11 protein-coding genes are annotated in these 10816 nt (G+C 70.6%); 5 read left to right on the forward strand and 6 right to left on the reverse strand.

What is annotated here, in order from left to right:
- The first annotated feature begins 16 nt into the window (after window positions 1-16).
- Both JHW38_RS09315 and JHW38_RS09320 read left to right on the forward strand, forming a co-directional pair.
- Window positions 17-733, forward strand: coding sequence for a response regulator transcription factor (locus tag JHW38_RS09315; protein ID WP_207525664.1), 717 nt, complete (start codon window positions 17-19; stop codon window positions 731-733).
- The gene (locus JHW38_RS09320; RefSeq protein WP_207525665.1) at window positions 720-2084 is read left to right on the forward strand and encodes a sensor histidine kinase; all 1365 of its coding nucleotides are present in this window, start codon (window positions 720-722) and stop codon (window positions 2082-2084) included. Before JHW38_RS09315 ends, JHW38_RS09320 begins: the two co-directional genes overlap by 14 nt.
- Before the next feature lie 151 nt (window positions 2085-2235).
- Here the strand turns inward: JHW38_RS09320 and JHW38_RS09325 are convergent, their stop codons facing one another.
- Complete coding sequence (locus JHW38_RS09325) at window positions 2236-2577, reverse strand: hypothetical protein (RefSeq protein WP_207525666.1); 342 nt, start codon at window positions 2575-2577, stop codon at window positions 2236-2238.
- A gap of 533 nt (window positions 2578-3110) precedes the next feature.
- Here JHW38_RS09325 and JHW38_RS09330 point away from each other — a divergent pair.
- The gene (locus JHW38_RS09330) at window positions 3111-3479 is read left to right on the forward strand and encodes a nuclear transport factor 2 family protein (RefSeq protein ID WP_207525667.1); all 369 of its coding nucleotides are present in this window, start codon (window positions 3111-3113) and stop codon (window positions 3477-3479) included.
- Here JHW38_RS09330 and JHW38_RS09335 read toward each other — a convergent pair.
- From JHW38_RS09335 to JHW38_RS09350, 4 genes are read right to left on the reverse strand one after another with little or no spacing between them, the layout of a single operon-like run.
- Complete coding sequence (locus tag JHW38_RS09335) at window positions 3476-4957, reverse strand: efflux transporter outer membrane subunit (protein WP_207526316.1); 1482 nt, start codon at window positions 4955-4957, stop codon at window positions 3476-3478. The genes JHW38_RS09330 and JHW38_RS09335 overlap by 4 nt on opposite strands.
- Entirely contained in the window at window positions 4954-5838 is an 885-nt protein-coding gene (locus JHW38_RS09340) for a biotin/lipoyl-binding protein (RefSeq protein WP_207525668.1), read from the reverse strand. Before JHW38_RS09340 ends, JHW38_RS09335 begins: the two co-directional genes overlap by 4 nt.
- A 1-nt stretch (window position 5839) precedes the next feature.
- On the reverse strand, window positions 5840-6049 hold the full coding sequence (locus JHW38_RS09345) for a DUF1656 domain-containing protein (protein ID WP_207525669.1): 210 nt from the start codon (window positions 6047-6049) through the stop codon (window positions 5840-5842).
- A gap of 4 nt (window positions 6050-6053) precedes the next feature.
- A complete protein-coding gene (locus JHW38_RS09350; RefSeq protein ID WP_207525670.1) occupies window positions 6054-8033 on the reverse strand; it encodes an FUSC family protein in 1980 nt (659 codons plus the stop codon).
- 78 nt (window positions 8034-8111) lie between these two features.
- Here JHW38_RS09350 and JHW38_RS09355 point away from each other — a divergent pair, with 78 nt between their 5' ends.
- Window positions 8112-8930, forward strand: coding sequence for an AraC family transcriptional regulator (locus JHW38_RS09355; RefSeq protein WP_207525671.1), 819 nt, complete (start codon window positions 8112-8114; stop codon window positions 8928-8930).
- A gap of 162 nt (window positions 8931-9092) precedes the next feature.
- Here the strand turns inward: JHW38_RS09355 and ssb are convergent, their stop codons facing one another.
- Window positions 9093-9656, reverse strand: a complete 564-nt coding sequence (ssb, locus tag JHW38_RS09360) for a single-stranded DNA-binding protein (RefSeq protein WP_207525672.1) — start codon at window positions 9654-9656, stop codon at window positions 9093-9095.
- A 334-nt stretch (window positions 9657-9990) separates the two neighbouring features.
- Here ssb and JHW38_RS09365 point away from each other — a divergent pair, with 334 nt between their 5' ends.
- A complete protein-coding gene (locus tag JHW38_RS09365) occupies window positions 9991-10773 on the forward strand; it encodes an SMI1/KNR4 family protein (RefSeq protein ID WP_207525673.1) in 783 nt (260 codons plus the stop codon).
- Window positions 10774-10816 lie beyond the last annotated feature (43 nt).

A 10816-nucleotide genomic window follows, 5' to 3' on the forward strand; every position in this document is an offset into this window, starting at 1 on the left:
CTTCCACGCGACGCCAATGCCCATGCCGGAAAGCATCCGCACCCTGCACCACCGGATCGCGCTGGTCGAAGACCACGCGCGGCTGGCCGCGCTGGTGACGCGCGGACTGGCCGCCGCGGGCATCGCCGTGGATGCCTTCGCCACGCTCGAATCGGCGTGGCTGGCCATCGCCGAACGCGATTACGCGGTCGCGGTGATCGACCGCGGCATGCCCGACGGCGATGGGCTCGAACTGGTGCGGCGCATGCGCGAAGCGCGGATCGCGACGCCGTGCCTGATGCTGACCGCGCGCGACGCGCTGCGCGACCGCGTCGACGGACTGGACGCCGGCGCCGACGATTACCTGGCCAAGCCGTTCGCGCTGGAAGAACTCGCCGCGCGCGTGCGCGCGCTGATGCGGCGGCCGGCGCGGCTCGACCCGGCGCGGCCGTCGTACGGCGGCGTCAGCGTGCATCCGGAAAACGGCCACCTGCTGTGCGGCGACCAACACGTCACTCTGGCGCCGGCCGAATTGCAGATCGCGATCTGCCTGCTGCGCGCGGGCGGACAGGCGGTGCGCCGGACCACGCTGGAAGCGGCGGCCTGGGGCGTCGGCGAAGCGGTCACGCCGAACGCCTTCGACGTCGCCCTGCACCGGCTGCGCAAGAAGCTCGCCGCGATCGATTCGGAACTGGCCCTGGTCAACGTCCGCGGCTACGGTTACGCGTTGAAGGCCGCCGATGCTGCCCAGTAGCCTGGCCGCGCGCCTGATGCTGGCCGCCCTCGGCGGCTTGCTGGCCGCTTCGCTGGCGGGCGCGGCGCTGGTGTGGCTGCAATTCTGGCCGTCGTCGCCGGCGGCGATGCTGCACGCGCAATTGCAGGGCGAACTCGACGATCTCGACGACGGCCTGCGGCTCGCCGCCGACGGCCGCGCCACGGTCGCGCTGGACCGCTACGACGCGGCCACTTACGACGCGATGCCCAAGGACGCCGCCTACCTGGTGCTGGACCGCGCGGGCCGCGAACTCGCGCGCAGCATCGACGGCCCCGCGCTGGCCGGCCTGCGCGCCGCGCCGTCCGGCGCGCGCACGGTCCTGATCGCCAACGGCGACGAACCGGTGCGCCTGCGGGTGGCCGAAAAGAGCGCGTCCCGCGACGGCCGGCGATACCTCATCCGCATCGCCCGAAGCGAACGGCTGGTGGCCACGCTCAGCGCCTACGCCGGCGAGAAATTCCTGCGCGGCGCATCGCTCGCGGCCGCGCTGGCGATCGCCTGCTTCGCGTTGGTGGTGTTCGTTACCGTACGCCGCATGGTCCGGCCGCTGCGGCGCGCGTCGGCGGTGGCGGCGCGGCTGGCGCCGGGCAACATGTCCGAACGCCTGCGCACCGCCGGCCTGCCCGACGAGATCGTGCCGCTGATCGAAGCCTTCAACTCGGCGCTGGGCCGGCTCGAACACGGCTTTCGCGTGCAGCAGGAATTCCTGGCCTCGGCCGCGCACGAGCTCAAGACGCCGCTGGCCTTGCTGCAGGCCGAGATCGAACTCGGCGGCGCCGCCGACAAGACCGCGTTGCTGCGCGACACCGCGCAGATGGCGCGCATCGTGCACCAGTTGCTGCATCTGGCCGAGGTCAGCGAAGGCCACAACTACCGCTACGAAGCGGTAAACCTGATCGACGGGATCGGCGACGCGGTCGATTACCTGCAACCCCTCGCCGCGCAGCGCGGCGTCGCGGTGCGCCTGGACGTCGCGGCCGACGGCGGCGCGCTCCAGGCCGATCGCGGCGCCTTGTTCGTCCTGGTCAAGAATCTGCTGGAAAACGCGATCCACCATTCGCCGCCGGGCGCGAGCGTGCGCGTGCGCATCGAAGCCGATGGCCTCTGGATCCAGGACCAAGGGCGCGGCGTTGCGCCCGAGCACGAGCCGCATCTGTTCGAGCGCTTCTGGCGCGCGGACGGACCCGGCGGCGACGGTGCGGGACTGGGTTTGGCGATCTGCGCCGAAATCTGCCGGGCGCACGGTTGGCGCATCGGTTTCAGTCCGTCGCCCGACGGCGAAGGCGCGCGGTTCCGGGTGGATACCGCGGCGCGCGGCGCGCCGGGTTGAATCGCCGCGAGCGGCGCGATCGTTGCGGCCGCATCGCGCGACGGCTCCCGTCGCACGCTGTCGTTCGGGCGACGCGCCGCCGACAGGGGTGCGGCTCGGCCTCGGCTCTGGCACGAAGGCTCGCCCGCACACCTGCCGGCCCGCGCCGCAATCACTGTTCCTTGATGCACACCGCGTAGACGTTGCCGGCGATGGTCGGCGAGCCCGAGGGAACGCCGGTGAAGCGCAAGGTCCAGCCGTGGGTGCCGTTCGCCGAAATCACCGGCGCGTTGGCGAAGATGAAGATGCTGTAGCCCGACAGGATCTGATAGCCGCCGCCGCTGACTTTCTCGCCGGGCTCGCACATCGACGAATACTGCTGCTGGCTGCCGCCGGGATAGTTGAAGGCGATGGTGCGGATGTTCTGCACCAGCGTCGCGTTCGCCGCGGTGCAGAAGCCGGACAGCGCCAGGCCGACGATGGCGAGCTTGATCGACGAGTTTCCTTTCAGCATTGAGATTCTCCAGTGGTGGATGGAACGGACGACGCAGCGTTGCGCATGCGCTGCGCCGGCAGCGGTCGTGCGGGCCGCTGCGGCGAAGACCTGCCCGCGACGCACGCCGAAACGCCGCGCGCTGATGCGCGACTGCGTTTCGGCCCGGTCGTGGAGAGGTGGAATCGTCACCGGTTGCATGCGCCCGATGGCCCGGTGCGTGCGAGGAACCGACATGAAACGCGGCAGGCTCGGATGCCTGCGGATTCTGCCATCGACCACCTGACGCCCCGCTCGGCCGCGCGTCACGTTTAAGCGAACTGCCGCGGCGCGCGGCGCGCATTTGCGACGCGACGTCGCTCGCGAGCGTGCGATCTCGTTGCAACTGCCGACTGCGGCCCCTTTCGCACGCGCGAGCGCGTCGTGCGCAACCGGCCGAAGCCAACCGCACTCGCCTCGACCGTCGCCGTTCACGGGCGTCTAACGCTGCGGCCGATACTTCTCCAAGCATCCGTGAAAACCCTGAATCGGAAAACGCAACGACGGAGGACTCCGTGTCAGCGACCAACAAAGCCGTCCTGCAAACGGCGAACGAGGCGATCCGCGCCGGCGACAACGAGGCGTTTCTGGCGTTTTGCACCGACGATATCGTGTGGGATGCGATCGGCGAACCGATCCTGCGCGGAAAAGACGCGGTGCGCGAATGGATGAAGCGGGCCTACGCCGAGCCGCCGAGTTTCGACGTCGCCGAACTGATCGCCGAAAACGATTGGGTCGTCGCGACGGGCAGCATCGACCTGCGCGGCGACCGCGGAGAGACGATCACCCACGCCTATTGCGATGTCTGGCGTTTCCGCGAGGGAAAGATGGCCGAGCTGCGGGCGTTCGTGGTCGCGCCCGGCGGATGGCGGCCGCCGGATTAGCGAGAGCGAACGTCGGCGCGGGACAGCGGGTCGGCGGCCGCGCGCGCCGCCGGCCGGGCAGGCGCCGGATCCGCCTCCGCCCAGCCGCCGCCGAGCGCCAGGAACAGATCCACCTGACGATCGGCCGACTGCGCGCGCGAAGCGGCCAGCGCCGATTCGGCGTCGGCCAGGGCGGCTTCGGCGGACAGCACATCGATGAAGCCGGTCCGGCCGAAACGAAACAGCCGCCCCGCCTGATCGCTCGCGCGCGCGGCGTCGTCGCGGGCCAGGGCCAGGCTGCGCTCGCGCTCGATCTCCTGCGAATAGGCCGAAAGCGCGGTTTCCGTCTGCCGCAAGGCCTGCAATGCCGCGCCGTCGAACGATGCCAGGGCCGCATCGGCGTCGGCGCCGGCGGCGGCGATGCGCGCCTGGGTCGAGCTGCGGTTCGGCCAGTTCCACGACAGCAACGGACCCAACGATGCGCCGAAACTGTCCGCGGACAGCCCCCGCCTGAGCGCATCCGCCGCGCCGGCGGATGCGCCGATACTGACCTGCGGATACAGCTTCGCGGTTTCCACGCCGATCGTCGCGGTCGCGGCGGCGAGGCTGCGCTCCGCCGCGCGGACGTCGGGACGGCGCTGGATCAGATGCCAGCCATCGCCGACCGGGATCGCCTGAGGCAAGCGCGGCGGCTGTCGGCAGCCGGCGGCCTCCTGCGGGTAATCCGCCGGCAGCCGCCCCATCAACGCGGCCAGTTCGAACAAGGCGGTCTGCCGCTCGGCGATCAGGTGCGGAATCGCCGCCGCGCTGCGGTTCGCCGCGGCCTGCGCCCGGCTGACATCGAACTGGGTTCCGCGTCCGCCCGCGGCGAGCCGGCGGGTGGCGTCCAGCGTGGCGCGCTGCGTGTCCAGCACCCGCTGCGTCGCCGCCAGGGTGCGATTGACCGAGCAGGCGCCGACATAAGCGCGCGCGACCGCGGCGGCGACGGCCACCCGGACCTGATCGCGCGCCGCCGCGACCGCCTGCGCCTGCGCATCGGCCGCTTCGATGCCGCGACGGATTCCGCCGGCCAGATCCAACGGATAGGACCAGTTGATGCCCAGCGCGTACGCCTGCGGCGACGAAGCGGGCACGTATCCTCCGGCATGACTCAGCGTGGCCGACGCCGTCGCGTCGGTGCGCAGCGAGCCTTGGGCGCGATACTCGAGCACGACCGCCGAGGCGCGCCGCAGGTTGGCGTCGGCCGCGCGCAGATCGGTGTTGGCGCGCAGCGCTTCGGCGACGTAGGCGTCGAGCCGCGGGTCGTCGTACAGCCGCCACCAGCGGTCCGCCGGCTCGGCCGATGTGTAGGCCGGATCCCGGCTCGATGCGAAAGCGCGCCCGGCCTGCGCCGAGGCCGCGACCGCGTCGGCCGGCAGGCGATAGTCCGGACCCGACACGCAAGCGGCCAGCGCCAGCGCCAGTGCGATCGCGACGATGCGCGCAGCCGTGGCGATCATTCGCAGCCTCCCGCCGCGCCCGCGGCGATGGTCACGCTCGCGGTCCTGCCGATGATCAGACGGGTTTGCGGCGAGGCGTCGTCGATGCGGATGCGCACCGGAATGCGTTGCGCCAGCCGCACCCACGAATAGGTCGGCGCGACGGCCGGCAGCAGGTTTTGCGTGTTCGCGCGCTGATCGTCGGCGATGCCGGCGGCGATGCTTTCCACATGCCCGCGCACCGCGCGCCCGTCGCCCATCAGCCGGGCGACCGCGGGGTCGCCTTCGTGGATGCAGCCGAGCTTGGTTTCCTCGAAGTAGCCCTCGATCCTGAGGCTGCGGGTATCGACCAGGGCCATGGCCTGCGCGCCCGGCTGCAGGAAATCGCCCGCATGCAGGTCGAGATTGGTCACGATGCCGTCGGTGCTGGCGCGCACTTCGGTCCGCCGCAGGTTCAACTGCGCCACCCGCTGGCCGGCGCGGGCCTCGGCCAGATTGGCCCGTTCCGTATCGACCTTGGCGGCGTTGCGCTCGCGCGTCTCGGCGGCGACCAGATCGCCCAGCGCGATGTCCCGCTTCGATTCGCGGCGGGCCAGATCGAGCGCGGCCTGGGCGCTGCGCACTTGCGCATCGGCTTTCTCCAGCGCGGCGGCGAGGCGCGGTTGGTCCAGCACCAACAGCAGGTCGCCGGCGGCGACGCGCTGGTTGTCGCGCACCCGCACCTGGGTGACCAGCCCGCCCATGTCCGAGGCGACCCGCACCACGTCCGCGCGGACCCGGCCGTCGCGCGTCCACGGCCGTTTTTCGTAGCGGCTCCACAGCGACAGGGCGGCGACGACGGCGACGGCGAACAGGCCGAGCGTGGCGCTCCAGCGGCCGATGACGATCAGCAGGTGCTTCATTTCATTTCTCGATCAGGGGCATGAGCCGGATCAGCAGTTCGGCCAGGATTACGAACAGCGACAGGCCGACCAGCGGGCGATAGGCGAACCAGCGATACCCGCCAAGGTCCGCCAGCAGTCGCGAGGCGATCATCGACAGCGCCAATGCGACCAGGGCCACGGCCAGCAGGCCGGGAACGAACACGCCATCGATGCAAAGATCGGCGAACATCGCATCAGCGCTCGTGCGCGATCAGCGGCGACAGCAGGTCGCGGCGCAGATCCGAAAGCAGCGACAGCGCGCGTTCGCGCCCGGGTTCGTCGCCGGCGACGACCGCGCTGCGCAGGCGTTCGAGCGACTGCAGCAGGCGAGCGTCCAGCTCGTGGCGGACGACGGCACGGGTGCGGAAATGCGCGGTCGCCGCGTCGATCAACTCGGCATGGCAGGTACGCGCGTTCTGTCCCTGCAGCCCCCTGCCCCACGCGCGCAGTTCGGCCACGGCGCTTGCCGCGCGCATGTCCGCGACTATCGCCCGCAGCGTATGCGCCGCTTGCGGCTGGCCGCGCAGGCGCGGCGCGAGTTGCCCGAGCCGGTCGACCATACGACTGGTCCAGCCGGCGGCATTGCGGACACGTCCGCGAACGCGACGCGCGATGTCCCGCGCGATCGAATCCTGCAGCTGTTTCCGGCTGCGGTTCGGGTCCAGCGTCTGGAACAGCCGCATGCTGCACAGCGCCGCCGCGGTGCCCACGAACAGCGCGACGCTGCTGTTGATGGCGCCGGCGAAATTCGCAGCGTTTCTTGCGCCCAGGCCGGCGATCAGCGGAAACGTCAGCACCACTCCCAACGCGCCGAGGAGGTAAGGCGGACGCGCCAGGAACGAGCCGCACAGCAGCAACACCGGCGCGAGCGCAGCGGCGAGGCCGGCGAAATCGGACAGGGCCGGAAAGATCGCGAAACCGTAGACCAGGCCGACGGCGACGCCGATGGAGGATCCGAGCAGATAGCGCGCGACCTGGCCGGCGGGAGCCTCGGTGGTTCCGAACAGCACGCACGCCGTACCGATGATGGAGACCGCCGTCGCGCCGTCGGACCACGCCGTGGCGATCCACAAGCCGCAGCCGAGCGCGATGCCGACGAAGGCGCCGAGCGCGCTGCGCAGGGCGACGCGGCGATCGCGGTGCAGGACGTGGCCGTTGGCCTTTTCCGCGAGACGCGCGGGCACCCGAACGCGCCAGTCGGGACGGGCGCTGCGCAATTGCGCTTCGAGCAAGCGACAATCGCGATGCGCGCTGTCCAGCTCGGCCAGCGCCGAGGACAGATTGGCCTGCGACAGGTCGCGCCACGCGTTGGCGTCGGCAGCGCCCGGGGGTGGCGCATCGCGCTCCGGCGCGCGCAACGCGGCCATCGAATCGTCGACCGCGCTCGACCGCATCAGCACGTCGAGCATCCGGTCGTGCAGCGCGCGCAGAATCTGCGCCTGGGCCGCGCCGTCGGCGCTGTCGAACGGCAGGTGGATCGACAGCGTGTGCAGTTCGAGCAGGTCCATCGCCGCCTTGGTGCGATCCTGCGCGAGCACCGCATCCTTCGCACCGGCCCGCATGTCCCGCGTCCAGCGCTCCGCATCGGCCAGGATCGCGGCGACGCGCGCCTGCACACGGTGCGCGACCTTGCGCGGCAGCACCAGCCCGTGGACCAAGGTGGCGGCCAGGATGCCGATGCAGATTTCCTGCACCCGGGTGATCGCGACGGCGAATACCTCGCCGGGCGCCATGACGCTGGGGAACCCGATCAGGCTGGTGGTGTATCCGGCCAGCAGGAAGGCGTAGGCGCGCGGGGTGCGGTCGAGCATCGCTAGGTACAGGCACAGCGCCATCCACGCGGCCAGCGCGGCGCTCAACGCCAGCGGCTCGTTGGCCAAGCGCGGCACCAGCGCCACCGTGGCGACCGCGCCGCCGATCGTTCCCAGCAGCCGGAACAGGCCGCGGCTCAACGTCGCTCCGGACAGCGGCTGCGACACCAGGTAGACGGTGCCGAGCACCCAGAACGGGCGCGTCAATCCGATCCGCAGCGACACGTACAGGCCCAGAATCGCGGCGACCAGGCATTTGAGCGAGAACAGCGCCGCCTCCCGGTCGGCCGCCAACGCCGGGGTCTTCAGCAACGCCAGCGGACGCGAAAACAGGGAGCCGGCAGGGGTGGGCGAAGTCTGCATGGGCCCATCGTATGCAGCGGTCCCGGTCGCCGAATTTCGCTAGAATGACAACATATCGCTAAAACCGGTCAATCCCAGATGGCTCACGTTTCGCTCCCCGGCTACGACCTGGACCCGGACGAGACCGACCGGCCCGCAGTCGCCAGCCGGCTGCAGGTGGCCGACTACGATGCCGAGATTCCGGTGCACCAGCACCGCAAGGGCCAGCTGATCCTGGCGCTGCACGGGGCGGTGACCTGCGAAGTCGCCAATGCGCTGTGGATCGTCCCGCCGCAATGCGGCGTGTGGATTCCCGGCGGCATGCCGCACAGCAACCGCGCCACCGCCAACGCGCGCCTGTGCTATCTGTTCGTCGAACCCGGCGTCGTGGCTCTGCCGCAGCACTGCGTGACGCTGTCGATCTCGCCGATGCTGCGCGAGATGATCCTGCACCTGGCCGATGCCCCGCTGGACTATCCGCGCGAGGGCCACACCGCTCGCCTCGCGCGCGTCGTGCTGGACGAACTGGCGCGGATGCCGGCCGAACGCGTGTACCTGCCGGTCAGCGATCATCCGAAGATCCGCGCGCTGGCCGATGCGCTGTCGGCGAACCCCGCGGACCGCGGCACCATCGCCGACTGGGCGCGGCGGCTGGCGCTCGGCGAGCGCACCTTGACGCGCCTGATCGCGCGCGAAACCGGCCTGTCCTTCGGCCGCTGGCGGCAGCAGCTGCATCTGCTGATCGCGATCCGCGAACTGGCCGCGGGCGCCGCCGTGCAGCGGGTGTCCGAAAGCCTCGGCTACGAGTCGGTGACGGCGTTCATCACCATGTTCAAGAAGACGCTCGGGCTTTCGCCGACCCGCTATTTCGCGGCGCGCTCGCGCAGTCAGTCGGCGGATGCGCGGGGCGAGGGCTGAGCGTTCCGGCGGGCATCGGGCCGTTCTTGCGAGTCCCGGGCATGAAAAAAGCCGCCCCCGACGTTGCCGTCGGGAGCGGCTTCTCTTTCGTGAAACGGCTTGTTTTTGGCTGGTCAGCAGCAACCCGTCAGCCTGTGGGGCGCGACCGGAAGCGCAGGCGGCTCAGAACGGGATGTCGTCGTCGGCGAAATCGTCGCCGAAGTCGTTCGACTTGGCCGGCGGCGCCTCGCGGCGCTGGCCGGAGTCGCGGCCGCCGCCATACCCGCCACCACCACCGCCGCCGCCGCCGCCCGAAGGACGCGCCGAACGTTCGCCGCCACCGCCGCCACCGCCACCGCTGCGGTATTCGCCGCGGCCGCCGCCTTCCGAGCGGTTGCCACCGCCGCCGCCCTCGCCGCCGCCGAGCATCTGCATCTCGTCGGCGATGATGTCGGTGAAGTACTTCTCGACGCCGTCCTGACCGGTGAACTTGTCGTAGCGGATCGAGCCTTCGATATAGACCTGGCGGCCCTTCTTCAGATACTCGCCGGCGATTTCGCCGAGCTTGCCGAACAGCTTGACCCGGTGCCACTCGGTGCGTTCCTGGTTGTTGCCGTCGCGGTCCTTGCGGACGCTGGTGGTGGCCAGGCTGATCGTGGTCACGGCCATGCCGCCCTGGGTGTACTTGGTCTCCGGATCGTTGCCGAGGTTGCCGACCAGGATGACTTTATTGATGCCGCGTGCCATGGGATTCCTTACTGACTGCCGTTCTTGGACGGCCTAAGGGTGGATTATAGCCCGGTGCCCCGGTATCGGCCGGTGCTCCGCAACGGGGTCGGCGGCCCGCCCGGGCGACCTTCAGAAAACGCCCGAAACGCATGTGGGGCAAGGTTTTCGCCGTCGCGGCGCGGGCGCGGCCCGGGGTCGGGCCGGTCCGACCCGCTGGATTCGTCCCGATATCCGGGCAAGCGCGCCCCGAGGCCCCCGGCGGGCGGGCGCCGCCTCGGCCGCTGCGCCGCCGCAGCCTGCGGAGAGTGCGCCATGATCGGCAGCCTGGACTGTCCCCGACCACGGATGCGCAATGCCCGCCCCCGATCCGATCGCCATCGCCGAACGCGAAATCGAAACCGGCGCGCTGTTGCTGCTGCGCCTGTTGCCGGCCGACCGCCTGCGCAGCACCGTCTATCGCGCGTTGCTGAAGGGCCGCGCGGTGGTGCTGTGGCCCACGCGCGGATCGGCGTGCGCCGCGGACGTACGCGCCGGCTTCGCCGCCGCTGTCGAAGACGCGGACCTGTATTTCCCAGGCTCGCAGGTCGCAATGCCGGCCGGCGACTACGGCGGCGAATGCATTTATGTGATCCATCCGATGCGGACGCCGCTGACGCTGGACACCTGCCCGCCCGGCGACGATTACCGCTATCGCCGGCAGTTGCTCGCCGCCGGCGTCGCCGACGGCTTCAACATCGGCGGGCTGACGCCGCGCCAGATCGCCGCGGTCGAACACGCGCAGGGCGTCGTCCTGCCGCGCGCCTACGCGGCGTTCCTGAGCGAGTGCGGCCGCGCGGCGGGCAGCCTGTGCGGCGACTGTCATTTCTTTTATCCGTCCTTGAAGGGACTCAAGCAGGACGCGCTGGAAATGCTCGAAGAAGCCCGGCAGGAAGCGCATTACTACACCGATTTCTACGACTTCCACCTGCCGGCCAACGCCTTCGTGCTGGCGGCCTACCTGGGTCACCAGTTTGCGTTCTGCCTGTGCGAAGGCGACGAAGACCCCGCGGTTTACCGCTGCATCGTCGGCAGCGCGCCCGAGCGGCAGCACGACAGTTGTTCGGCGTATCTGGACGCGTTGATCCGATCGGCATGAACCTCGGCGCGGATCGGGATTCGCCGGCACGGGCCGCCGCTCT

This window comes from Lysobacter enzymogenes (assembly GCF_017355525.1).
Lineage (GTDB): Bacteria > Pseudomonadota > Gammaproteobacteria > Xanthomonadales > Xanthomonadaceae > Lysobacter > Lysobacter enzymogenes_C.

Coding starts and splice junctions, on each gene's coding strand:
- JHW38_RS09350 (WP_207525670.1), bottom strand. CDS start 8,033: ATGCAGACTTCGCCCACCCCTGCCGGCTCCCTGTTTTCGCGTCCGCTG.
- JHW38_RS09335 (WP_207526316.1), bottom strand. CDS start 4,957: ATGATCGCCACGGCTGCGCGCATCGTCGCGATCGCACTGGCGCTGGCG.
- JHW38_RS09320 (WP_207525665.1), top strand. CDS start 720: ATGCTGCCCAGTAGCCTGGCCGCGCGCCTGATGCTGGCCGCCCTCGGC.
- JHW38_RS09365 (WP_207525673.1), top strand. CDS start 9,991: ATGCCCGCCCCCGATCCGATCGCCATCGCCGAACGCGAAATCGAAACC.
- ssb (WP_207525672.1), bottom strand. CDS start 9,656: ATGGCACGCGGCATCAATAAAGTCATCCTGGTCGGCAACCTCGGCAAC.
- JHW38_RS09340 (WP_207525668.1), bottom strand. CDS start 5,838: ATGAAGCACCTGCTGATCGTCATCGGCCGCTGGAGCGCCACGCTCGGC.
- JHW38_RS09315 (WP_207525664.1), top strand. CDS start 17: ATGCCCATGCCGGAAAGCATCCGCACCCTGCACCACCGGATCGCGCTG.
- JHW38_RS09325 (WP_207525666.1), bottom strand. CDS start 2,577: ATGCTGAAAGGAAACTCGTCGATCAAGCTCGCCATCGTCGGCCTGGCG.
- JHW38_RS09355 (WP_207525671.1), top strand. CDS start 8,112: ATGGCTCACGTTTCGCTCCCCGGCTACGACCTGGACCCGGACGAGACC.
- JHW38_RS09345 (WP_207525669.1), bottom strand. CDS start 6,049: ATGTTCGCCGATCTTTGCATCGATGGCGTGTTCGTTCCCGGCCTGCTG.